Here is a 24,149-nt window from a genome sequence, read left to right on the forward strand (position 1 = left end):
AATAAGCGAAAATCCTAGGATTTTAGAAAAGAAGAAGGTTGAATACCTCTCTTCTTTCCCTCTTGTAAAAGTTGCTTTTCGGCCCTTTCTAAGAGCCTGGAAACCCCGGATACGGATAAATCCAAAACGGAGGCAATCTCTTCCAATTTACAACCTTGAGAATAACGCAGCTCTATAGCGGTCTTTTGTTCTTCCGGTAAGGTGCTCAATAATTCGCTTACGATCTTTCCGAGATTCTGGGCTTCCATCTCGTCCAGGACCTGGCTTTCGGGCCCCTGGCCTTTGGAGCCGAATAAAGAAGAAGTTTCCTCTCCAACGAGAGCAACGTTCTTTTGATAATAGGATTTTCCGTGGTTAATCATTAGGTTTCTAGAGATCCTGAATAAGATCATCCTGGAGACCTGCTCATCCGGTAGTTCCTTGCCGGAATAATGTTTAAAGAAGTTCAAAAAGGTGTCTTGTAATAGATCCAAGGCAGTGGATTCATCTTGGACAGAGCGCCGAATAAATGAAAACAAGTGGTCCTTGTTTTTATTGTATAGTTTTTCGAAAAACAAGGTTTCAGACACGGTAGAATAGAAATTTTTTTCTATTGGTCTTTTTTCAAGTAAATTCGGTTTTTTCTTGTAGAAAGCAATCCGTTTTAAAACGGTTATAGGCAGACAATTTTAGTGTCTGTAGTCCTAAACCAAAGGGATTTAAGATAACATGCCTTATCGTTGGCTTTTTGCAATTTGTTTCCTTACTGTCACCCATTCCATTTTTGGCTCTAGCCTAACCTTAAAAAACGGAAAGGTACTGCAAGGGAAGGTAGTAAACCAAACCCGTACGGAAGTTCAGATCGAAGTGGATGGAAAGGTTCTAACCATTCCAAAAACCGAGATTGCCGAATTGAACTTAAAAGATACCCCTAAACCGGAAGTGAAAAAGGATCCTGTTAAACCTAAAGAGGAGCCTAAAAAAACCGAGGAAGAACTGGTCCAAAGATGGTACCATAAGCCTCGCTGGAATTATTCACTTAGGTCCGCAGTTGTTCCCGGTTGGGGAATTTGGAAGGCTGATAAAAAATATCATGCTGCGGCTGCATTTGTAGCTGTTTTAGGGACAGCCTACCTGGCTGTGAAGGCTCAGAACGATTTCGGGGCTGCCAAAAGTGCTTACGAGGAGAATGCTAGAAATTATTTCATATTTGCACTGAACGACCCGGTTCTTTCCTTACCTGCAAATACCGCTCAACGTTTGATCGGAGCATTTATCATTAACAAGGGAGCTTTTAATCATTACCAGAACCTTGCGGAAGAATCGAATAACTTCCAATACTTGTTCGGGATCGCCTACGGGTTACAGCTTTTTTATTCTTATTATTTAGGAGTAAAAGCGGAGCAAGGAGTTGCAGAAGGACCCAGTTCCGGCTTTCGGTTCAGCCTGGCTCCTTCTTACCAGCCAATGACTGTTGGAGGCAACGGTTTGGGTTGGAATGGGGAACTCAAATACGAGATCCGATATTAAAGACTGGATAAAAGTTATTTATAACCGAAAGGTCCCACTTCCATCCAGTAATAAAAAAACTCGGATCACCTATGTAAATATCCGAGTTTTTTTATTTAGAATCCTTTCCTGTTACTGGATTACAGTAACAGGAAATTCTATACCGCTTGCATCCGTAGGATAAATGGTAGAAGTTCCGCCGATAATATTGCCGCCAAAATCCGGATCAAATAGGAAGATCGCATCACTCGATTCGTTTCCTACGCTGATAAAGCATGCGTTCGTTCTACATGTAATGGAAGACCCTAAAGTTTGGCTAGGGCTAGGGCCGCCGCCGCCAGCTCCTATCTCAGAATCAGAATAATCCGTAGGAGTTCCTACTGCACCGGAAGAAATCGTAACAGGAAGATCGGACACCTCGTTGTAAGTTCCTCCGACGTCCGCACATACCGAGTCATAAGAGATCAAAAGATTTGTGATACTTGCTATTGCTGCGGAGGAGATCATATATTGGTCTCCTCCGCCTTCTGGGCCACATCCGTAAGGATTTGTTTCCGTTCTCATAGTTGCAGGAGTGGTCTGGAAATTTTTAGAACTTTTTAAAGTGGAACCACTGATATTTCCGGAACCGTCCGTTTCCGTTTGACTGAAGAATAACCAGGTATTTGAACCTTGTGCAAGTAAAGAAGGATAATCTAAAGCGAGTGAATCGGTGCCGTTTACGGCAGAATAAGTTCTTACGGAAGTAGCTGATCCGGTTGAGAAGCTGAAAACGGTTAATGAATTTGCACCTCCGCTAGTTCTTTGTCGGAATGCCGTATTATAACTGCTACCGTTCCAAATTACGTCCGCATTAAAATAACTGGTACTTGTGGAAGAAGAAATGGTAGTCGCAGTTCCTATAAGCGCTCCAGTAGAAGCATTGATCCTTTGGTATTTTGCAGCCCTTGTTGAGGCCGATTCTGTCCAGACGATCGCAAATTCCCCGCTCGGATTATATGCAGCAGAGACCTTGCCGATGGTTACACCGGCTCCGGTATAAATCGTGAATGCCGCAGCAAGTGCGGTAAGTGTTATATCGTAAAGTTGCCCTCTAATCGTTGTGTCTGCCGACTTCCACACTAATAGATAATTGGTCCCATTCCAGACCAATTCGGGATCAACAGAGCTTGGTGTTCCCCCGACTGCAACTGCGAAGTTTTCCGTTACCGTATAGGGAGAAGAGGAGTGATTTACTCCGAACAATCTCAAGACGGGGACGGAGCTATTGTTCTTCCAACCTGCAGCGATCGCTAATTGTCTCTCACAAACAACGGTGGCGGTTCCAGTTGTTCCAGCCGTACCGCTTGCATTTGATGTAATATTACAGGTCTGACCTTGGGTATAGGAACCTAACGTTATCGAATAAGAATTTCCACTTGGGAGTTCTGTGGAAAAAGAATAAGAACCGTTTGCACTTAACTGAAGGGTTTGGGTCGTACTAGTTGTCGAATCCGATAGAGTAAGATTCAGATCGGTGGAAGTAACATCCACATACCCGCTGAGAGAAATGTTTACCGGAGAAGTTCCTTCTGAGTTTCCAAAATTGCCGAATACTCCAAAATTACCGTCGGAAAGTAATGCGCCGATAGCGGAAGAACTGGCGTCTATATTGATAGCTTTGGCATCGTTACAACCTTGTAACAATAAGAATGATAAAAGAAAACATCCCTGAATTATTAAATAAAATCCGTTTATAGCCTTGTTTGTATCCAGGAATCTTTTCATTTTAGTTCTCCATTGCGAAGAAGGGAAAATTCGGGTAGTTTTCCCCATAACAAAGGTAACAACCTAACTTAAACTCTTTGATCTTTTTTTTTTCGATGGAATAATTTTTTTACTAAAAAGTATCGGAAATGGTCATTGCCCGATACATAGGAAGTATCTAAACTTATTGCATGCATTATAATCCGGCAACCCAAGTGCTGTCTGCTTAGAGATCAGGTTAGAGTCTGTAGCGGCCAAATTCCCCACAATGGCTGAAATAGAGACCGAATTGCTAGACCAAGAAACCAGGCCGCCAGCTTGGTTTGTTCCGGCACATTCGCTGAGTATTTTGGAAGTAGCGTCCGACCAAGTATTCAATAGACCCGTCCAGAGCAACCCACTGCCAAGTGCCTGAGAAAGTTCGGGATTAAAGTTATACGTCCGACCGCTATCCGTGGTGAACATCTTCTTATTTTGGCTACCGAAATAATAAGAAGTATTCGCTGCAAAAGGCCAATCATTGTATTGAATGCCTCTGGTTTTAGAACCGTTGCTTGGGCCAGTCACACTTAAGAGTGCCTTATAAATCATAGTACTCGGAAAATTACCCGGCTTATTGGAAGAAGAATTACAGGCCGCATCAGCAAAACCTCTGGCATCATCGTCCAATTTGCTGTCCAAAGCAAAATTTCCCTGCCAGCCTTTTCCATCATTAGTGGCTACGAACGCGCACTTATCCAAATCCTTGGTATCGAACGAGATCGTCTGCGGAACGTTGGTAATCGAATCCACGGCAATAATAGAATACTTCTGCTCCACACAATCCGCATCATCCAGATAGAGAGAGATCACTGCTTGATACGCTTGCAAAGAAGGATTGAAAGTATAACTGTTATCGTTACTTCCTGCGATACTACTGATCTCGATGGAACTAGGATCGTTTGTATTGAAGGAGAATGTGATTGTTTCTCCCGTATCTGGACTCAGAGGATTAACAAGTTCTAAGATCACTGTGTTGGAAGAAGTAGAACGTTCCGTCACTGTATTCGGCGCGGCCGTACCCGGAGAATTTACTAATTGTAATGGGATAGGAGTGGCCCCAATACCGACAAGCAAAGTGGGATCGATCATGATCGCCCCGGTGATCGGACTTTTGCTACTATCAAGGTCGATACTATCCGCCTTATTACAGTAAGTTGAAGTGAATGATAAGATCAGAAAAAGAAAGGGCAGAGAATGAGCGTAACGCATATCAAGCCTCGTTCGGAAACAAGGCCAAATATATCCCATAAGAAAGGATCTTGATAAACTTTTTTCTAAAGAATATAAAAAGTTTAAGTCAAACGAAGTGTTACAGACGTAACACTATTGTCCTACACAGACAATGAAACGTCTTTGGGAGCAAGCAGTCTCAATCACCTGAGCCGGATCCGTAGTTGTCATCTCTGCAATCGAATTTCCATTCACTGCAGAAAGTATTCCTTGAGTCCCCGTTGCAGTCGATGAATACCAAGAAGAATATGGCGCTCCGGATGGAAGTAATGAAGCACATTGGGTTGTTGTAGGAGAACCAGTTGTCCAATCGATAGAACTGAAGCCTGTCCAGATTTTACCGCTGGTCCCAAGACTATTTGTCCACTGATCCAAATTTGCAAAACCGATTGTAGCGGAAGAATTGAAAGAATATGCCAACTTTTTACCGCTCTGGCTGAAATACTTACGGAAAGAACTAAACACCCAATCCGTGGAAGGATTTCTGTAATTTCCGCTCGGGCTGTAGCTTACTGCGATCATCGCCTTGTAACCTACATCCTTGTTAATGCCGTCCGGAATATTTGAGTTACAGATATTGTCTGCAACTTCTACAGGGCCTGCAAAAGTTAGATTATCCATTCCTTTTTTCGCGAAGTTCCCAGGATAACCTGCTCCGTTATTTGTAGCTACAAAGACACATTTATCGGAATCACTTACCTTAACTTTAAATGTCTGGGAGATTCCGGATGCAACGTCAACCGCAACCAAGTCATAATAGTTATTAATACAATTTTCGTCGGACAGGGAATTGATCTGGAATCCGCTCTTATAATCGAAATTGGAATTCTGAGGGTTCGGCCCGAAATCCACGGTCAGATAATCCTGATATCCTCCTTGGTCCGGGTTATAGTCCGTTGCGAAGGTGATATTATCATTTCTATAAAATCTAAATTGAATGGTGCTACCGTCGGAAGGAGGATTTTGAATTCCGAACAGAATATCCGAAGCATCGTTTTCATCTAAGGTTAAAGTGGTTTCTCCTTCGTTCAGAAGAGGTTCTATCGGATATGGGGGAAGTGTAACGAACAAGTCCCAAAAAATAGACGGATCTATTGTGATCGCACCCGCCAAGCTAGGCTTACTTCCGTCTAAGGCGGTTGATTTCGCATCATTACAATTGGAAATCAATAAAGTAAGACATAATAAAATGAAAGTTGTTCCTATTGATTTAGATCCTTTCATATTTGCACCAACCCGATCTCTTAGAGGAAAATATCCCTCAAAATATGAAAACAGTTAGGCCGGAAAAAAATTGAACGATTTTTTCGTTTAATCCGGAGAATAAACGCAAATAAACGGTAATGCCAAAGTGGCATCACAGCTGGAAAGGGTCGTATACGCCGCATCTCCGGTAACAATACTTGAAGTTCCTAAGTTGCCGCTAGAGGAACCGGTAGTATTTGTCCAGCTTTCAGAACCGTTTAAACAGGTATTGCTATCCATTCTTCCCCAGCCTGAATGCATCCCGGTCCAATATTGTCCCGAATCTATCAATGGATTGTCAAAGTCCGAGCTAGGGGGCCAGACGCCACTGACGGAAAAAACTTTTACCCATGTCCCGTCCCCTCTCTTACGAACGTATCTTTTGTTCGTTCGGAAAAAGGAAGTGGAAGATAAGGTTTCTCCCGGATTTCTATCTCCGTAAGCAGCGGAAAGGGCACCTACCATCGCTTTGTAATACGCAGGGTTTCTGGGAAGACCTTTTGCACTCGCAAGGTTTTTACAATGATCGTCCATTGCACCGAGCCCATCTAATTGAGCCAGGGTTTTGGCAGAAGATTCGAAAATACAAAAATCCCCGTCCTTCACGGTTACATCATATACGAAAGAATCACCGGTAGAATCTTTCGTAATTCTGAAACTGAACTTGTCTCCTGCGCGATCCAAACAGTTATCGTCGTCCGCATTTAATGCAAAACCTACGGAATAAGTTCCTGTATTGGCAGGAAGAGTGAATGTGTTATAACCGACAAAACTAGGTGAAGATACGGTAGTATAACTTTCGATTGCCATCGTAAAGTTTTCGTTCACAGAGCTTTGTTCCGAAAATGAAAGATCTATATAAGTATTTCCCGCATCATACATGATGTTAGAAGAAAGTCTCGGTAGACCTTCCGGAATCACCTGGACGCCGATGATATTCGGTAAAACTACGTTTAAAAGAACGCCGGCAGCACTATTGCTGCCGTCCAGATTGATAGCATTTGCCTGATTGCAAAAAGAGAATAAGGAGAATAACGATACTATCGGGATAAATTTGAAAAAGATCTTTGGATTCGAATTCATTGTTCCGGGTCGGTTGATTTCTTTTTAAAAATCACAAACCAAATTGCGAGTTTTTGCTCATTTTTTAAAAAAATATTTCGAATGAATTCGTTTAAATTCCAAACTTTTTGATTGGTGGAACGAACAGAGTTCGTTATTAAGAAAATTCCTCAAGATTTGTCTACTTTTCTTAATTTATCGATTTCCTTACGGAATGACTCATAAGGATCATCCGAATCTGCTTTTCCTTTGTGAGGGGTCGTTTTGTCAGACGAAGATTTATGAGAAGCGAACCATTCGTCCACATGCTTAATTACTTTTGCGATCCTAGTTCTGCTGTCTTCTTCCTCCGCGGTCCGGACTTTGTTTTGCAGGACTTCCATCCTTTCTGAAAGGAGTCTATGCAATTCTCTGGCCTTATTCCTAAAGGATTCGTTCGCAGGATAACATAGGATCTGGTCCATTCTTTCCTTCCCTTTTTCCCAGGGGATAAAAACGAACTTCTCCCGATCTAAAATTTGGTAATATAGATCAGCGGAGTATTCTCCAACATTTCCCTGGATCTCGGAGGCTGTAGGCGGGAGAATACGTTTAAAATAAAACTCGTCCATTGCGGAAGAAATTTTAGATTTCTGTTCGGCTAAGCGGATCTTTTCCTCTTCTTTGAGCTTTTCTTGGAGCTTTACCTGTTCTTCCTTTTTGGAAGTTTCGTGGTTTCTGGCCTTGAGTTGATTTTGCTGCCATTTGATCTTATCCTTTGCTTGGGCAAAGAACATATCTTGGAATAATCTTCCTATCCCCAGAAGATCAAGAATAGTATAATACCAGGGGAAATAATCTAAATAACCTTTCCTTAATACTTTTCCGTAAGCTTTGACCAGATCGGGTTCTCTAAAAATCGATTTGATCTGGGGTTCGTTGGATTCCACAAGTTGTCTGATGCATAGGATCTTCCAAGTTTCTACGTTTGTAGCGGCTCCTAAACTAAGAATAATCTGTCTGACACTGTTTGCATTTTTATGAAAGAATGCATGGATCGTACTGGTTTTGGTCTCCCAAGTGGAGTAACCGATTTCCAGATCGTCCATCAACATTCTTTTCAATTCTTCCGGATAGGATTTGAATTCCTTGTCAGGAACTAAGAGTACTTTTTTTTCCCAAGAACCGGATTCCGAGAGAAGATTTTTTTTGATATCATGGAACCTATTTCTATCTTTTTCCGCAGATTGTTTATGAAGTTCTTTTTCCGCAAGTTCGGATAAGCTTCGAACTAAAACTACACTTAACATTCCTGGAGTTCCGGGACTTGGATTGCCCGGCAAAGCTCTGGCAAAAGCTTCAGCTCTTTCCGCTTTGAATTTTGTGGTCTCGGGATTGGAAGTATTAGAATAATATAATTTTTCTTCCATGGCGATCTTTTGGAACTCGTCCATTAGAACATGACGTAATTGTTTGGTTCCTTTGGATTGGATAAAGTCGTCCACGTAGTCCATGATCTGAACTGCTTCTTTCGGATTTTTGATCCCGAATAGTCCGTATCCGGGAACGTCGATAATTCTTCCTTTCTTATGAAGATCGTCCTCTAATTCGAATAAGAAATCCTTAATGAACTCCGCATTTGCGGGAATTCGGAAATGTTCGTTATGGAACGCCTGTTTTAAATACAGGAATAATTGAGGGAATGGAGCTTCCTTCCTGGCTCCCCATTCTAGATCCGATTCTAGATTCTCCCAAAGTAGGATCTTGCTCGTTTCAGGCTTTCTATCAAGATAACTTAATAAAGAAGAAACGGAATAATCCAGAAGTTCCAGATAGATCCTACTTAGATCCAAAGATTCCGATTCGGGAAAAGTCGCATAACAAGGAAGTGCTTCCGGCTGTTTTTCCGCACTGTCGCTGATTAAGTAAGCAAGTTGAGAAACTGTACCATCCTCCAGCAAGCGTTTTAAATGAAGATCTATATCCTTCGGACCTAATTCTCCGACTTCGGGGACTCTATGATGCGGTTCGAATAACTGTCTTTTTTTTACGTTTTTGAAAGATGTCGCTGCCTGAATCGCTTTGTAGACAGAATGAGTTATCTTGTCGTTCATGTAGTAACTCACGACTTCGTTTAACTTCTTAACTTTTAAGAAATTAGGAACGGCTACATTGCCTGTATGCGGATCTAAGGGTTTGGGACCTTTTACGTTCATCTTTTTATGAATAATTTAATATTAAATATTTAGAATATACTTGCGGAGAGTGTCCGCTTAAGGATATAAGTATCCCAAGGATACTCAAAACCATGATATAATGCATTCTAAACGCTTCCACCGAAAAACCTAAATTCTCTTTCTTTTTCGATAAAACCGATATAAACCGAAGGACGTATGCCGAAGTTGCTATATGAATCCTCTTGACGAAGCGTGCGGGAGAGCTTTCCTGGAATAGAATGCAACTGAAAAAAAAGACTCCGTTCTCCCCCAAAAAGCTATTATTCGTAATTTTAGACGGAGTAGGCTATACTCCGAAGGGACCCGAATTCGGGAATGCGATTGCAGGCGCCAATCTTCCTTTCCTCAATAAACTCTGGAAAGAATCCCCGACTATTCTTTTGAAAGCGCATGGGACTGCCGTTGGTATGCCTTCTGACGAAGATATGGGAAACTCCGAAGTAGGTCATAATGTACTGGGTTGCGGGCGTATTTTCGATCAGGGCGCTAAGCTAGTCAATAACTCTATCGCTAAAGGACTGTTATTCGAAGGAAAAGCTTGGCAAGAAATTGTAGAAAATACCAAGACCAAAAATTCCACTTTGCATCTAATCGGTTTGTTTTCGGACGGAAATGTTCATGCACATATCGATCATACAAAATCATTAATACAGGCTGCGATACAAGAGAAGGTCCCAAGGATCAGGTTGCATATTCTTCTGGATGGACGCGACGTACCGGAGAAATCCGCTCTAGAGTATTTAATTCCATTCGAAGAATGGCTGACCTCTCTTCGATCCGAAGGAGCTGACATAAAGATCGCTTCCGGCGGTGGAAGAATGACAATCACCATGGACCGTTATGAAGCGGACTGGGCCATGGTGGAAAGAGGCTGGAAGATCCATGTTCATGGAGAAGGTAGGACTTTCCCGGATGCAAAGACTGCGATCGAAACTTTTAGGAAGGAAGATCCGGCGGTAATCGACCAATATCTTCCTAGCTTTGTGGTTGAAGAATCCGGTAAGCCGGTTGGAAAAATTGAAAGTGGAGACTCAGTAGTATTCACGAATTTCAGAGGGGACAGAGCAATCGAGATCTCCCAAGCGTTCACTCAGAAAAATTTCGACAAATTCGATAGAGGAAATTTCCCCGCAGTATGTTACGCGGGAATGATGCAATACGACGGGGATCTACAATTGCCAGAACGTTTTCTGGTAAGTCCTCCTGCAATCGATCGTACTTTGGGCGAATATATGGCCAAGTCGGGGATCAACCAGTATGCGTTATCCGAAACACAAAAATACGGACATGTAACGTTCTTCTGGAACGGGAATCGTTCCGGCAAATTCGATCCCAAAAGTGAGGAGTATAAGGAAATTCCTTCCGATGTAATTCCATTCGACCAAACTCCTGAAATGAAAGCGCAAGCGATCACTGCGGAGCTTGAAAAAGTTTTAGGTGAGAATCATTCGGACTTTTATAGGATCAATTTTCCGAATGGGGATATGGTAGGCCATACTGGAAATTACCAGGCCACAGTGAAAGCAATGGAATTCCTGGACGGATGTATGAGCCGTCTTGCGGAAGCATGCAAAAAAAATAATGTAGTTCTATTGGTGAGCGCAGACCACGGGAATGCGGATGAGATGTACCAGCTGGATAAAAAAGGAAATGTGCAGAAGGATAAGGAAGGTAAACCCGTCCCTAAAACTTCACATACTCTAAATCCGGTTCCGTTCAGTGTTTTGGACCCTGAGAACAAGATTAAACTGAGAACGGATCTACAAGAACCTGGACTTGCTAACGTTGCGGCTACAATCTTAGATATTATGGGATACGAAACTCCGGAAGGATATCATCCTAGTTTAATAACGAAGTAAGATCAGTCACTTACACAATGAATTGCATAGCTTAGGCTTTTATCGAACTGATTTAGGCTCCCATACATGAATACTACGGTCCTTGCAAACTGATCCATTGGAGAGCCTGAAATTCCTCGGGATGCGGTCCAGGTTGCAGGAGAAACAGGATTTGGGAATGCGGTAGTATTGATATACGGATCAGCGACCCCTTCGACAAGAGAGTATAATTCTTCCGCTCTGGGAAGTCTCCAGTTTTCTCGATCGGCGTAACCAATTCCGGGACCGTGTACGGTGTTTAGGTAAGCACACGCGTCTAACGCGGCTGCCCAAGAAGTATTTGTTGCAGAGCCGGAAGCACAGCCTGGCCCCACTCTTCCTTCCCAACAAGTTTTCCAAACAAGTCCGGTAGAAGAATCCGTAGTGGTGATATCCGAAGTATAAATTCCATGAGCCGTCGGGCCGGAATAGACCTGAGCTCCTGAGACCGGAGCCCCGGTAGTGGTTGTAAAAGTCGACTGATGGCTGACTGCATTTCCGGCTTCGTCTTGCAAGGAACTGGCGGGAATTGTCCAACGTATCTGGGATTCTTCCGGAAAATAAACCCAGCTAACGGTTATAACTAAGGTTTGAGCGTCCTGCCAATCGAATATTGTATTACTGTTCGGAATTGTAACCCATGAGGTTCCGTTATAGATTTCCGTTGCCATGCTCATCGTAAGACCGGTATTCATGGGCTCTGCAAAACTTAGAGTAAGAGATCCGGGAGAAAGAGCAACTCCTGTTGTGCCATCACTCGGTGTAACTGCGGATATAGTAGGAGTCACAGTGTCGACAGTGATATCGGAAGTAGAAACGGTGGATACGTTCCCCGCCTTATCTCTTGCCACATACTTAAAAGAAGTGGAAGAATTAGCGGCAACATTGATAGGAGTAGAATACTGGGTCCCTACATTTATAGTTCCGCTCACCCCATCAATATCCGGAGTAGAAGTGTCGGTAACATAGGAGATCTTATCGCAACCGGCTCCTCCAGTATCCGAACATATAATAGAAACATTTTGAGAAGAATTGTAGGCCCCACCCGAGGGATTTGTGCCCGCGGTCGGATAAGTATCATCCCGAACGATCCTGAAAATCCCGGAACCGGTTAGATCCTCCTCCGGATCGGTGACACAAACTCTAACATAACTGGCTCCTAAAGGAAGAAGACTTGCATTGATCGCGGTCATATTGTCCGTGTTTGCGATTGCAGTTCCTGTGGTTAAACTTGTGCCACTTGTGCATGAGCTGGAATCTATCCGAATATCGTAAGGTCCGGCAGTGTCCGATCTCCATGTGAGGTCGGAAGAGGTAACTGCTCCAGGATTATTACTTACGAATTTAGTGCTAAGGCTACCACTGACTGCCGGGCCCGGAAGACATACATCCAATTCTCCCAAGATACAACGAACAAAGGTAGTTTCCCACCAAGCATCCGAGAATGGGATAGCCGGGTTATGCACTTCTATCGGTTTACATAACATTCCGAATCCAACTAAAAAAAATAAAAATCGAGCCCGCATATTATTATCTTAACAATGGTTTAATATCAAAAGGACGAAATTATCCTATGATCCATTTCCATCTAGTAAATAAGTTTTTAACACTTACGACCTGGTCGAACGCTTAGACTATCGATATAACCCTAAGCTCAGACTTCAATGAGCCTGGACCTTTTGGGCAAGGCTCTTATTTATCCCTATCTTATCTAGGATAAATCTCCGACAAAAAAAACATCCCATCCCTGATTTCAGGATTTTTTTGTATGTTTTTCTTTCTTTTTAGAAGTTGGAGCTTGGCGAACCTTAGAAAATCCTTCCCATAACATTTCGGCGGATTGTTCCAAAAGGGACGGGTCTATATAATTCTCCTGGATCCGATGGAAACGTAGGATCCCTGTAAAGGAACCTAATATGAGAGAAGGATACAGTTGTCTAAGATTTTTGTCGTTCTGGGTAGGGGCAAAGTATTCTGAAATTTTCTGCTTTAAGGCGGCTGCCTCTTTTGTGCTTTCTTCATCCAGTATGTAGGAGGATAGATTTCTTTCTATCATGATCAACTGGTCGAATTTACCTTGCGAGAATAGTCCGAGTCCTTTCCAGAAATCGAAAAACTGTTCTTTTGGAGTTAGATTCTTAGAGACGGATCTATCTAAGAACTCAGAAAATTCTTGGACCGAGATCCGAAATGTTTCGTTGAACAGGTGATCCTTGTTCCGGAAATGACGATACATTGTCCCTACGCCCACTTTTGCATAAGCGGAAATCTCAGGAATCCTTGTTTCGAAAAATCCTCTTTCTGCAAATAACTTGAGAGCGGAACGAATGATCCTCTCTTTGGACTCGTCTTGTTTTTTGTTTAATCTATCTTCCTGAGGCTCCTTTTCTGTTTCAAATATGGGATCCTGATCGGGTGTGAGCTCTGGATCCGAGGAAATATCTTGGGTCTCTAACGGGGGATTATTTTCCATTCGGGTAACCATTTTCAAATTTTATTTTTTCTTAAATTTCTTCCTAATAAAGTAAGGCCGAAAGTTCCGTCTAACGAGCATTATTGTCAAGGATGAAAGGCCAAAATAACATAATTTGTAATCTATCCAATATATTTGCCTTCGATCAGTAAAAACAAAGTTAATTTGGGAAGACCTCTTTGGATAAATTTCCTATCCATAATACCGGAATCTGAATTCAGATTCCGTAAATCATTAGAATCTAATATATATGCATATTAGAAAGAGATGTTATTTGAGAAATGATAAATTGAGATTTTAAGAATATATAATTTGGAATATTGTTTCCGTTTTTGCTAAGAATCTGCTTTGGAATGATCCTTATGTCTTCGGAAATAAATTTTAGAACAGAAGGGATCTTATTTCGCCAACGCTTTCCAAAGAGTTAAACCGGAAGCATGTAAAGTTTCCGGAGAAAGTTGAATATATCCACCTTTGGCCATCTTTACCATTCCCACAAAACTTCCATAACATAAGGAAACCAGTTCCATGGAGCCTAGGTCGGATCTGATGTCTCCTTTCGCTTTCGCTTGTTCTAAGAACGTACAAATGAACTCCATGGTTTGGGAGGTTGCTTTTTTGCTAGCCTGATCCAGATAAGGAGAATGATAGTGTAGTTCTAAAAATTCGAATGCTTCCGGGTAACGGTGGTAGAAGGTAGCAAGTGCCTTCCACAAATGAATGAATAAGTCCTTGGACTTTGCTTTTTCCGGATAATTTGCCGCGAGAGTTTCTCTCAGTTTGTTTTTCCAGAAACGATATAACTCGTTTACCAGTTCTTCTTTGTTTTTATAATATCTGTATATGGTTCCGGCGCCGATACCCGCGTCCTTAGCTAGATCAGGTATTGGAGTTGCTTCAAAACCTTTTTCGGTGAATAATCGCAGGGCAGAGGTGAGTATTCTTTCTTTTTTATCTTCCGGATCTCGAACTACTGGCATTTTGTTTTCCTGGAATTAGGGAATGGAACCGAAGTATTCCACTTCTCTTTGTAATATCACACCGGTTTCTTTTTCCACTTTTTCTTGGACAGTATTAACTAGTCCATACACATCGGACGCCTTTGCTCCTCCGGTATTCACTATAAAATTACAATGTTCCGGAGAGATTTGAGCCCCACCTATTTGTAAACCTCTTAAGCCCACTTTGTCTATAAATTGCCAAGCTTTGATCTCTTTTCCTTGTTCGTCGAATACCTTCGGGTTTTTGAACATGGAACCTGCACTTTTTTTGTTCTGAGGTTGGGAAGAATTTCGTTTGTCCCTTTTTTCTTTGAGAGATGTTTCGATCTCTTCCAGGTTTCCAGGTTTTAATCCGATCCGAATGGAAAGAATAATGGAATCTTTTCTTTTTAGAAACTCAGTAAATCGATACCCATGCTCAATCTCGGAGGGTTTTCTTTTGAGGACTTCTCCGTTTCTCAGGAATTCCACTTCTTGGATAAGATCGAAAAGTTCTCCTCCGTAACATCCGGCGTTTTGAATGACTGCTCCTCCGGTCCAACCAGGGATGGTGCTTAGGAACTCCGCCCCGGTATATCCTTTCTGAGAGATCTGGCGAAATACTGGAGTAGTGTTCGTTGCTGCTCCTACTTGGAAGATTCCTTCCCCTAAGTCTTTATATTCCTTAAATCCACCGGAAAGTTTTAAGATCACAAAATCATTCGGATGATCCGAGATGAGAATGTTCGTACCTCCCCCTAGGATTTTCCAAGGAAGGTCCAGTTTTTCGAATAGGGAAAGAGTTTCCAGGATTTGCTCCTGGGTTTCAGGTTCGACCATTATGGGAGAAATCCCGCCGATCTTAAAGGAGCAATGAACGCTCAAATCCTGATTTTCCCGGTAGGGTAGACCGGAATTTTCTAGGGAATTCTTTAGTTCTCGGATCTGTATTTCGGAAAGAATGGCCACTTTATTCAAGTTTCCCCGTTCGGATCTAGGAGCAAGAAAAAAGTCTAAGGCTTAAAAAAGGCTTATGAGAAGAGTAAGCCAGTCCGACCATTCTTTTAGGGGCCGAAAGATTATGTTTTATTTGCTCTTGCAATCCGTGTATCAAGACTATATCACCGGAAGATCCGATCGGGAAACTTATATCAATTCCGTGATCCGATTAGCTCTAGACCAAGAAAAATTGGCAGGACTGGTATAAGGTCTACTTGTTCAAGAACCAAAACCTACATCAAACGTAGGTTTTTTCCGTTTCCTCTTCCCATTCCTCGTCATCTTCCCAAAGTTTTGAGTTAGAGAGTTTTGCCTCTGCTTGGGCGTAAATTCTCTCTTCTATCCGATTCAATAGAGTGTTTAATCCGAAACCTTGGATTGCAGAGACATAGATCGTGTCCGGATCACCTTCTCTTAGAAGTTCGTTGCGCGCTTCTTCAGGTAGTCCGTCTATTTTGTTGAATACCAAGATCCTTGGAATGTCGGATAAATTCAAATCTTCTAATATAGTTTCGACCGCTTCCATCTGTTGTCTGAATTCAGGATTGGAAACATCCACAACATGCACTAGAAGATCCGAATCTCCCAATTCTTCGAGTGTTGCTTTGAATGCGTTGGAGAGTTCCGGCGGAAGATCGTGGATAAATCCCACTGTGTCCGAGATTATGATCTCTCGTTCTTCCGGGAAACGTATTCTTCTGGATGTCGGGTCCAAGGTTGCGAATAACTTGTCTTCGGATAATACGGAAGAGTTTGTCATCGCATTCAGTAGAGTGGATTTTCCTGCGTTCGTATAACCCACGATACCGCAGACAGGGATCTCGTTTTTTTTCCGTCTTCTTCTCGCGATCTCTCTTCGTTTTTTTAAGGACTTAAGTTCCTGTTCCAGTCTGGAAATTCTTTCTTCTACCCTACGTTTTCCGATCTCGAGTTTGGTCTCTCCGGGGCCTCTTCCTCCGATTCCTCCGGTGAGCCTGGACATATTATCATCCAACTCGGAAAGTCTTCCTTTCAGATATTTTAGTTGGGCAAGTTCTACTTGGAGTTTACCGTCTCTGCTTGTCGCATTTCTGGCAAAAATGTCCAAGATCAACTGAGTTCTATCTAAAACTTTCAGATCCGCATAGTCGGAGATCTTTTTTGCCTGAGAAGGTGTAAGCTCTAGATCGAATACTAATAGTTCCACTTGTTTTTGGATGGCCTTTAATACGATCTCCTCTAGTTTACCTTTTCCTAATACGGTAGAAGGATCCAATCGATTTTTTCTTTGAATAAACGAGTCCACTACATGAACCCCTGCAGTCCTGCAAAGTTCCTTTAATTCTTCGATCGACTGTGCCGGGGGACGAACCCTATTATTTTCAGGATAAACTCCTACTAAAAAGGCCCTATTCTCTTTTTGGGCGCCTTTTAGATTTCGACGGTATCTGGTCATTCTTCCTTCAATGTCCAGAATTTCGTCCAGTATACCTTCTTCCAATTGTCCCGGGACTTTTTTAGGAAGAACTGTCCAAGGTTCTCCATCTTCGTCTTCCGGATTTACATGTGCGGAGTAGTAGGACCGGGGAAGTCCCTTTTCGTCCATAGTGACCGCGGTTATATAATCTAAACGTAATAAAGCTAAGTCCGTAAGATCTTCCTGGTTCAGACTTTCTTCTTTGAGATGACTATGTACCAGTCTCAAACCCCTTAACCTGGCTTCGGATGTTCTGATGCGATCGAGCCAAGGGATATCGATAGAACTATCCGATCCCACGATCACATGGGTTACGTATCCGTTCCTATCGATGAGGATCCCGATTTGTCTGCTAATTTCGAAGGAAAGTTCTGTGAGTGTTCTGGAGACTTCGGGCGTGATGATCACGTTTTCCCGAATTCTACGCTCGGAGAGTTTTTTGAGTCTTTGGATCTGATTGGACTTTAGTCCGGAAAGGTTTCCGCTGAGCTTACTGATAAATTTGCCTCTTCTCTAAGAATTAGACGGTACCATTTCCTAAAAAGAGAGTCAAGCAGTTCCGATCGCAAAAAAGAGCAAGAAGATCGAATTCTATAGATATAAAGGTATAAACGGCAAATCCGTAACCCATTCCGGAAAGAAATTATTACTTTTACGGTTACATTACTTGCAATCGAGGATTCCGGCCTAAAAAAAGGTAAACGCACGATAACGGATGGTCGAAAAAAAGAATAGAGGCTGGCACAGGAAAATGTTTCTTGGACCAAAGCTTGCTTTTCGAATAAAAGAATGTTTGCCCCATTGAATTTCAGATTTTTATTTCCAGGCTTATTACTGATCGCCTCCCTTGGAGTCTGGTTTTCACCTGCTTTTGCTCAAACTCCCGAAGATACCGGCAATCCTTCCGATGTGGGAAATACTTCCTCGGACACCGAAGATCCTTCTTCTTCCGATGAACAAGGAACCAATAAGAAAAAACCTAAAAAGAAAGTATTGGATCCCGAATCCAAACGTTACAACGATCTTTTAAAGAACGGTCTGTTGAAGGTCTTTGAAGCGGAAGCAACTTACAATTTTGGCAGATTAAAACACTTCGGACTCACACATCCTATCCCAAGAGTTAGAGCAGCAGCAGCTTTGGCTTTAGGGAGATTGAAAAATCCTGCGGGCGTTAATATTTTGCACAGTATGATCGATCGTGACGGAGAATGGGTTCGTCAGGCTGCGTACAAGGGACTTGCGGATATCGGTTCCAGACGTTCATTAGATTATTTTTATATAGGTGCAAAGTCCTCCGATAGGGAGATCAGAGTCGCTTCTTTCCGTGGAATGGGTAAAACGTTGGATCCCGGCGCAAGAGAAGTTCTTTTAAAAAAAGGTCTCAAGTCGGAAGATAAGGAAATCGTTAAGGCTACACTTTTAGGTCTTGGCTATTATCAAGTGCCGGAAGACCTTCGCATTTTTATAGAATATTTGAATTCGGAAGACGAGGAATTCCAAAAAGCGGCAGTGGAAGCCTTGGGAAGACATAAAACCCGGACTTCTATGAAAATTTTGGAGGATTCTTTCAAAGATAAAACAAATCTGCGTAATCAGATCTTGGATACTCTGACGGAACAGAAAAATTCCTTTGCGATCTTTGCACTATTAAGAATTCTTAATGCTCATTCCGGTTCGGAAGATATCGTGAACGAGATCAGCGCTAGATTGTATAAACTAAAAGCTGTCGGAAAATATATGACCATCATTTCCGATAATACTCCTCTTCTCAAAGAGCCTTATGTCGGAGCTACTAAGATCCGAGACCTGGAAGCGGGAGAAGTAGGTAAGGTAGTCGGCAAAAATTCCGTAGCTTATATCATTCCAATCGAAGGCCAGAGGATCGAGGACTTTTATTATAAGGTTTTGGTTAACACCAAATACAAGGATGCATTTACGGAAACTGTCCAGGGTTGGGTGTTTGGAAAATATATCCAGATCAGGACTATTTCCATGCCTAAGGAAGAAAAGAAGAGGAAGCCGAAAAAACCTTCTATCCTGGACGATATGGAAACTTCCGATCCGGCTCCAAATACTCAGAGTGAAAATCCGAATTCTCAATAAAGTTTCGTCTTTTCGTTAAGACATTGGATCTATCAGGAAGACATCCTCTTTTACATTATTTTTTTAAGAGTTACCTCCGGCGCATGGATTCGGGTCTTGACTTCCGAACTTGTATAATAAAATATTAATATTCTAATTTTATTTTAAGAATGACCGATCTTTCCGAAATTCTATCCGTTTTTAAATTTGCATCTAGATCTGCCGGGATAGAGATCTTAAAATTATTCGGAAAAAAATCCGCTTTCGATCTGAAGGATCCTATGCAGGTTTTGACCCAAGCGGATTTGGATTCTCATCGTGTTCTGAAAGAAATTCTCAAAAAAGAATTTACCGGTATTCCTTTGGTAATGGAAGAGCAGAATAATTATGAGCCTCTTCCCAGGACTTTTATTGTCTGCGATGAGTTAGACGGCACCACTTTATTTTCCAGAGGGATCAAAGAGTTCAGCGTAATTTTAGCATACGTGGAGGATGGATCTCCTGAAGTAGGATGTATTTATTTCCCTGCCTTGGATACGTATCTCACGTCTCAAAGAGGATTCGGGACTTTTATCGACGATCGAAAGATTCTGTTGAAAAAAGGAGGAAGTCTGGATCGTTCCGTTCTTTCTCTTGAGATCAATAATACTTTTCAAGACGAGGACTATCGTTGGATTGCGAGCGCTAGTAAAAGTACTTTAGCGACCCGTGCCTTGGCTGCGACAGGCGCAGGGTTTTTGGAATTATTGGAAGGCAAAACGGATCTCTTCATGAACTTAAGCGGTGCCAAGATCTGGGACTTTGCCGCAGGTGTTCTTGCTTTGGAAGAAGCAGGTGGGATCGCTTTGGATAAAACAGGCAAGCCTTTGAAATGGGATAAGATCCGAATGTCCGCCTTGTTAAGCAGAGATCAAGATTTATTAAAAGAAGTTTACCGACTGAAACCTTAAAGCATTCCTTGGAATATGCAGGAATTTCTAACCATTTTGGATTCTAAAACGATCGATACCTTCACGGTCAGTCTTCGGGTGGGGTTGATCATTCTTTTTGCGGGTGTGGTAGGCTGGAATAGGGAAGGCAAAAATCACGGTGCCGGTTTTAGGACCCATATCTTGATCGGTCTTGCTTCTACGGTTTTGATGTTATTATCCATTTTTATTCCGGAATTTTATTCGGTAGCGGGAGGAGATCCCTCTAGGATTGCGGCTCAGGTGGTTTCCGGAGTCGGGTTTTTATGTGCGGGTGCGATCATGAAGTTCGGATTGACCGTGAAAGGACTGAATACTGCAGCTTCTATCTGGATTGTCTCTGCCATCGGTTTACTTGTCGGTGCCGGTCTTTATTATGCAGGATTTTTAACCACGGTTGCTACTCTGATCATTCTGGTCTTATTCGATCTGGTAGAAGAAAGATATTTCGGAAAATACGAATATAAGGTCCTGATCCTGGATCTGAAACAGAAAAAATTCCACCGAAAAGGGTTTAAGGAATTATTATTAAGAAATAAGTTACGATTGGTTTCGGAATCTTTTATGCAAGATTACCAAACTAAAAACGCTCAGATCAAACTTACGATCGCTATGCCTCGAGATTTCGATATTCTAAAGATCGTGGACGAATTCAGGAATCTGGCGGATGTCATAAAAATCAGTATAGAATCTACTTAAGCTTGGACGATATCGATCTGAATTCGGCTCCAGAAATTAAGAGATCTCTAAATATCTTCCGATCATAAGTGCGGTCTCTTCTAGGATTTTTTCATCCGGGATATCGAATCCTTGTAGAACCATATACGTTATTATATCATCCATTGCTCTTTGGGCGACTAAAAGAGCTGAGGGTTCGGATCTTAGTTTTCGGCCTTTGCCGAAGTATTGCAGCAGTTTGAAAACTTCCGTTCCGATCCTTTCCCTTTCAATTTTTTTTACGGCACTTGCAAGAGCCTGGTCCGAAAGAGACAATATCGCAAATTCTTTATGTAGTTTTTTGTTTTTTAAGGCGGACTTGCGCATTCTGGTTAAAATTTCCAAAATAATCCTGGTAAGATCTGCATTTTCAGGAAGTAAGCCGATAGTTTCCGCGGCAAGATTCCCGTAAAATTCTTCGCTATATTTTCGAACTATTTCTAAAGCAATATCGTTCTTATCCTTGTAGTAAGCATAAAACGTCCCGATGGAAACACCCGCTTCTTCCACTATGTCCCGTATTCCGGTTTCATTATATCCGTTACGTTTTACGAGTCTATAGGCAGCATCTATTATGCTTTCTTTTCGGGCTATCGAACGATCTTGTACAGGATTACGGACAGTTTTTTTCTTCGGATCCATTTCTGAAAATATTCGAGATCGGCCGTTTTGCCTAACAAGCGTATTTTCCATTTTTTAAAAAACATGAACAAGGTTCAAATTTTAATTTACATTTTATTTTTAGTTCGTCTGATATATGAACAAAGTTCATGTTTTGGAGAATTCGAATGGGATGTATAATAGGGAAATTTAGTCATCTTTTGGTTTTTATGGTGCTTTCAATTTCCGTTTGGAACTGCGGGAAAATCGAAAAGGGGCGTTTTTTCAACGATCAGGCCTATCATTTTCAAACCTTAAGAGCCTTGAACGACGCCCGCAGTGACGGAGCGGAAACAGGAGAGGTTCTCGAGGCGGTACGGAATATCAAGGAAGGGGACCCTCAATCTTGGTTTTCCGCCTGGGAAAATGCGGGAAATAAGGTTTTAGAGAGAGGAGATCGTATCCAGGACCGGATGAGCCGGGGGCAAGCATACCTGAGAGCGCATAATTATCTTAGAACGGCGGAATTTTTCCTAGATCCTGAGGATGAAAAAAGATCTTCCGCATTCGATAGATCCGTGGAAGTTTTTCATAAAGGATTGGATACTCTTGGAGTAAAATATGAGAAGATCAAAGTTCCTTACGGCGAATATCAATTAAATGCGATCTATTATCCGGGGCCTTCCGGTGCGGATCATAAACCTTTGATCGTTCTCGTGGGAGGTTTCGATTCGACTTTAGAAGAATTATATTTCGTTCTTGTTCGAGCTGCTTATGAGAGAGGGTTCAGCGTGCTTACTTACGAAGGGCCTGGCCAAGGTTCCGTATTACGAAAGCAAAATTTGGGTTTTACTCCCGAATGGGAAAAGCCGACGAAAGCCGTACTGGATACTTTTTTAGCTTCTCATAAGAAACCTAGCAAATCCGTTCTGGTAGGTATGAGTCTGGGCGGATATTTCGCTCCCCGTGCTGCCGCTTACGACAAGAGATTTGACGGAGTGGTTGCCTACGACGTTTTGTTCGATTTTGGAGAAGTGGCCGAGAATTCCGTTCCGGGGATCATACTCTGGCTTGAAAAAAAGAATTATGATAATGTAATTGAGTTCCTAGTGAAGATAAAATCGTCCCTTTCTCCCAGTTTTTCCTGGGGAGTAAAAAATGGAAGATGGACGATGAAAACCGGAACCTCAAGCGAGACTTTGAAAGCATTTAGGGCTTATACGTTGGCGAATTCTGCAGAAAAGATCACACAAGACGTTTTGATCCTCGCAGGAACGGAAGATCACTTCATTCCGGTCAAACAAGTCGAGGACTTTAAGAGTAAATTAACGAATGCGAAAAGCGTTACTTCGATACTCTATGACAGAGGATCAGGAGGAGCGGAGCATTGCCAATTAGGCGCTCAGGCTTTATGGCACGCGGACTTTTTCGATTGGATGAAAAGGTTCGAAAATAAATGAAGTTCCGTCATTAGGACCGCGACAGGGATCGCAGCGGAAATCCGGCGATGCACCGTTCATGGTGCGTCGCTGATTGCAGCGTAGAGCCCGGTCCGAGCGTAGCGAGGAGTCGCCCAACTCCGAATATTACAATTCTAAAATCTATTTATGTCCTATTACTTTTAGCGGGATTCTATTCGAATTTCGGAATTTGCTATGCTTTTTTTAAGAGTTTATAAAATGACACTGACCTGGATATGGCCGAAAAAAGAACATCGATCCCTTCGGATCTCGCACAGGAACTTGTAAAAATCATCCGACTTCTTGCCATGTCCGGCAAAAAGAATTTTAAGAAATATCTATACGATCCCTTTATCTACGCAGGTTGGGAAAAGGAAAAATCCCATTCTGCACTTGCTGCAAGTAAGATGATCGATAAGATCCAAGAGGATTTCAACAATCCTTCCTATTTGCATACGATCCCGCATCATTGCAAACGTTTAATCTCTCAGGCAATTATAGAGAGTCTTTCCGCTTTGGGAGACTCTTGCATTTTCTTTTTAGAGAAGATCCAGGAAACGGGTAGTATAGCCTCTTCTCCCGAGGCTTTGGAATTTGTCGCCGTATTAGAAAAACCTTTAAAAGAATTCGAAAAAGTAACCAGCAATAATAACGAAAAACTTTTCGAAGACTCCATTAAGAATTTCTCTAAAGAAGAATTAAAATCCGCTTTCGAGCCAGTGAAATTGGACGGGACCAGACAGAAGGTGTATCTTGACTCGGAAGTGCATACCTTGTATCAGCAGATACTTTCTGCGGCAAAGGTCAATAACCTTGTCCGTTGTAAAAAGTTACTTTCCAGATATATAATTAACTACAGCGATTCGGAAACTTATAGCGAACAAGAGGTGGAAAATCTTTTGGACGCATTAGGAAAACGTGAAGTCGGATTCAAGGAGAATTTAAAAGATTCTCTCGCCATAGAACTTTACTTTTCCATAACAAAGGGCATTTTAGAAGGGAATGCAAAGAAGGCGATCCAAGGTATAAGGAAATACGCTCATATTTTCGAAGGGGATCCGAACACGAAATATTATTACGAAATTGACTCCTTAGAAAGAAAGTTATACGGAATCATCCAAGCGAAGGATTTAATGAAAGAATTAAGGAAGGGTGTGTAAATGGCGAACCTCACATTCAACGAAAAAGTGGAAGGAAGCAAGTTGATCCTCAAAGTCGCGGGCGAGATCGATGCTAAGACCGCTCCGGATCTAAAGATCAAATTGGAAGCAGCGGTAGGGAACGGAATTAAAACAATTATCTGTGATTGTTCCGCTCTTACTTATATCGCTTCCGCAGGGATCGGTGTTTTAAACTCCATCCAAAAATTCCTGAAGGAAAAATCGGGAGAGATCGTTTTCTGCAGCCTTAAGAAGGAAGTGAAGGATACGATGGAACTCATGTATTTCACCAAAAAGGTAAGAGTATTCCCCTCTTTAGATGACGCATTAGGCGGGGTTTGAATCCTC

The 24,149-nt window shown here is 42.1% G+C and carries 21 protein-coding genes; 9 read left to right on the forward strand and 12 right to left on the reverse strand.

Annotated elements, in window-relative coordinates:
• Positions 1 to 14: 14 nt before the first annotated feature.
• Positions 15 to 569 carry an RNA polymerase sigma factor gene (locus AB3N61_RS01685; RefSeq protein WP_412758384.1) on the reverse strand — a complete coding sequence of 185 codons (555 nt, stop codon included), beginning with the start codon at positions 567 to 569 and terminating at the stop codon, positions 15 to 17.
• A 139-nt stretch (positions 570 to 708) separates the two neighbouring features.
• Between AB3N61_RS01685 and AB3N61_RS01690 the strand changes: the two genes are divergently transcribed.
• Positions 709 to 1,509 carry an LA_0442/LA_0875 N-terminal domain-containing protein gene (locus tag AB3N61_RS01690; RefSeq protein WP_367898322.1) on the forward strand — a complete coding sequence of 267 codons (801 nt, stop codon included), beginning with the start codon at positions 709 to 711 and terminating at the stop codon, positions 1,507 to 1,509.
• Between the two features lie 111 nt (positions 1,510 to 1,620).
• Here the strand turns inward: AB3N61_RS01690 and AB3N61_RS01695 are convergent, their stop codons facing one another.
• The 5 genes from AB3N61_RS01695 to AB3N61_RS01715 all read right to left on the reverse strand — a co-directional run bounded on the left by AB3N61_RS01695 (position 1,621) and on the right by AB3N61_RS01715 (position 9,008).
• Positions 1,621 to 3,255, reverse strand: coding sequence for a hypothetical protein (locus AB3N61_RS01695; RefSeq protein ID WP_367898323.1), 1,635 nt, complete (start codon positions 3,253 to 3,255; stop codon positions 1,621 to 1,623).
• A gap of 132 nt (positions 3,256 to 3,387) precedes the next feature.
• Positions 3,388 to 4,485, reverse strand: a complete 1,098-nt coding sequence (locus tag AB3N61_RS01700) for a DUF1554 domain-containing protein (protein WP_020769660.1) — start codon at positions 4,483 to 4,485, stop codon at positions 3,388 to 3,390.
• A 114-nt stretch (positions 4,486 to 4,599) separates the two neighbouring features.
• Positions 4,600 to 5,730 (reverse strand): DUF1554 domain-containing protein, encoded by a 1,131-nt coding sequence (locus AB3N61_RS01705; protein ID WP_367898324.1) that lies wholly within the window; start codon positions 5,728 to 5,730, stop codon positions 4,600 to 4,602.
• An 87-nt stretch (positions 5,731 to 5,817) separates the two neighbouring features.
• On the reverse strand, positions 5,818 to 6,834 hold the full coding sequence (locus AB3N61_RS01710; RefSeq protein ID WP_367898325.1) for a hypothetical protein: 1,017 nt from the start codon (positions 6,832 to 6,834) through the stop codon (positions 5,818 to 5,820).
• A 149-nt stretch (positions 6,835 to 6,983) separates the two neighbouring features.
• The gene (locus tag AB3N61_RS01715) at positions 6,984 to 9,008 is read right to left on the reverse strand and encodes a hypothetical protein (protein WP_367898326.1); all 2,025 of its coding nucleotides are present in this window, start codon (positions 9,006 to 9,008) and stop codon (positions 6,984 to 6,986) included.
• 239 nt (positions 9,009 to 9,247) lie between these two features.
• On the opposite strand from AB3N61_RS01715, the gene gpmI reads away from it, so the two are divergent.
• A complete protein-coding gene (gene gpmI, locus AB3N61_RS01720; RefSeq protein WP_020769463.1) occupies positions 9,248 to 10,888 on the forward strand; it encodes a 2,3-bisphosphoglycerate-independent phosphoglycerate mutase in 1,641 nt (546 codons plus the stop codon).
• A gap of 2 nt (positions 10,889 to 10,890) precedes the next feature.
• Here the strand turns inward: gpmI and AB3N61_RS01725 are convergent, their stop codons facing one another.
• The 4 genes from AB3N61_RS01725 to murB all read right to left on the reverse strand — a co-directional run bounded on the left by AB3N61_RS01725 (position 10,891) and on the right by murB (position 15,328).
• On the reverse strand, positions 10,891 to 12,432 hold the full coding sequence (locus tag AB3N61_RS01725; RefSeq protein ID WP_020769438.1) for a DUF1566 domain-containing protein: 1,542 nt from the start codon (positions 12,430 to 12,432) through the stop codon (positions 10,891 to 10,893).
• A gap of 227 nt (positions 12,433 to 12,659) precedes the next feature.
• The gene (locus AB3N61_RS01730) at positions 12,660 to 13,379 is read right to left on the reverse strand and encodes a TetR/AcrR family transcriptional regulator (protein WP_367898327.1); all 720 of its coding nucleotides are present in this window, start codon (positions 13,377 to 13,379) and stop codon (positions 12,660 to 12,662) included.
• A 398-nt stretch (positions 13,380 to 13,777) separates the two neighbouring features.
• Positions 13,778 to 14,359 (reverse strand): TetR/AcrR family transcriptional regulator, encoded by a 582-nt coding sequence (locus AB3N61_RS01735; protein ID WP_020769624.1) that lies wholly within the window; start codon positions 14,357 to 14,359, stop codon positions 13,778 to 13,780.
• 15 nt (positions 14,360 to 14,374) lie between these two features.
• Positions 14,375 to 15,328 (reverse strand): UDP-N-acetylmuramate dehydrogenase, encoded by a 954-nt coding sequence (murB, locus tag AB3N61_RS01740; RefSeq protein WP_367899040.1) that lies wholly within the window; start codon positions 15,326 to 15,328, stop codon positions 14,375 to 14,377.
• Positions 15,329 to 15,440: 112 nt separating this feature from the next.
• Here murB and AB3N61_RS01745 point away from each other — a divergent pair, with 112 nt between their 5' ends.
• Complete coding sequence (locus AB3N61_RS01745; protein ID WP_020769644.1) at positions 15,441 to 15,566, forward strand: hypothetical protein; 126 nt, start codon at positions 15,441 to 15,443, stop codon at positions 15,564 to 15,566.
• A 30-nt stretch (positions 15,567 to 15,596) separates the two neighbouring features.
• On the opposite strand, the gene hflX is transcribed toward AB3N61_RS01745, so the two are convergent.
• A complete protein-coding gene (gene hflX / locus AB3N61_RS01750) occupies positions 15,597 to 17,267 on the reverse strand; it encodes a GTPase HflX (RefSeq protein WP_367899041.1) in 1,671 nt (556 codons plus the stop codon).
• Positions 17,268 to 17,603: 336 nt separating this feature from the next.
• Between hflX and AB3N61_RS01755 the strand changes: the two genes are divergently transcribed.
• The 3 genes from AB3N61_RS01755 (at position 17,604) to AB3N61_RS01765 (ending at position 20,563) form a co-directional block, all read left to right on the forward strand.
• Positions 17,604 to 18,917, forward strand: a complete 1,314-nt coding sequence (locus tag AB3N61_RS01755) for a HEAT repeat domain-containing protein (protein WP_367898328.1) — start codon at positions 17,604 to 17,606, stop codon at positions 18,915 to 18,917.
• A gap of 149 nt (positions 18,918 to 19,066) precedes the next feature.
• Positions 19,067 to 19,846 (forward strand): inositol monophosphatase family protein, encoded by a 780-nt coding sequence (locus AB3N61_RS01760; RefSeq protein WP_367898329.1) that lies wholly within the window; start codon positions 19,067 to 19,069, stop codon positions 19,844 to 19,846.
• 15 nt (positions 19,847 to 19,861) lie between these two features.
• Positions 19,862 to 20,563, forward strand: coding sequence for an MgtC/SapB family protein (locus tag AB3N61_RS01765; RefSeq protein ID WP_367898330.1), 702 nt, complete (start codon positions 19,862 to 19,864; stop codon positions 20,561 to 20,563).
• Between the two features lie 36 nt (positions 20,564 to 20,599).
• Here the strand turns inward: AB3N61_RS01765 and AB3N61_RS01770 are convergent, their stop codons facing one another.
• The gene (locus AB3N61_RS01770) at positions 20,600 to 21,223 is read right to left on the reverse strand and encodes a TetR/AcrR family transcriptional regulator (RefSeq protein ID WP_367898331.1); all 624 of its coding nucleotides are present in this window, start codon (positions 21,221 to 21,223) and stop codon (positions 20,600 to 20,602) included.
• A 146-nt stretch (positions 21,224 to 21,369) separates the two neighbouring features.
• Here AB3N61_RS01770 and AB3N61_RS01775 point away from each other — a divergent pair, with 146 nt between their 5' ends.
• The 3 genes from AB3N61_RS01775 to AB3N61_RS01785 all read left to right on the forward strand — a co-directional run bounded on the left by AB3N61_RS01775 (position 21,370) and on the right by AB3N61_RS01785 (position 24,143).
• Positions 21,370 to 22,641 carry an alpha/beta hydrolase family protein gene (locus tag AB3N61_RS01775; RefSeq protein WP_367898332.1) on the forward strand — a complete coding sequence of 424 codons (1,272 nt, stop codon included), beginning with the start codon at positions 21,370 to 21,372 and terminating at the stop codon, positions 22,639 to 22,641.
• Positions 22,642 to 22,877: 236 nt separating this feature from the next.
• Positions 22,878 to 23,801, forward strand: a complete 924-nt coding sequence (locus tag AB3N61_RS01780) for a hypothetical protein (protein ID WP_020769528.1) — start codon at positions 22,878 to 22,880, stop codon at positions 23,799 to 23,801.
• A complete protein-coding gene (locus AB3N61_RS01785; protein WP_020769476.1) occupies positions 23,802 to 24,143 on the forward strand; it encodes an STAS domain-containing protein in 342 nt (113 codons plus the stop codon).
• The last annotated feature ends 6 nt before the right edge of the window (positions 24,144 to 24,149 follow it).

The organism is Leptospira sp. WS58.C1 (genome assembly GCF_040833995.1).
GTDB classification, from domain to species: domain Bacteria; phylum Spirochaetota; class Leptospiria; order Leptospirales; family Leptospiraceae; genus Leptospira_B; species Leptospira_B cinconiae.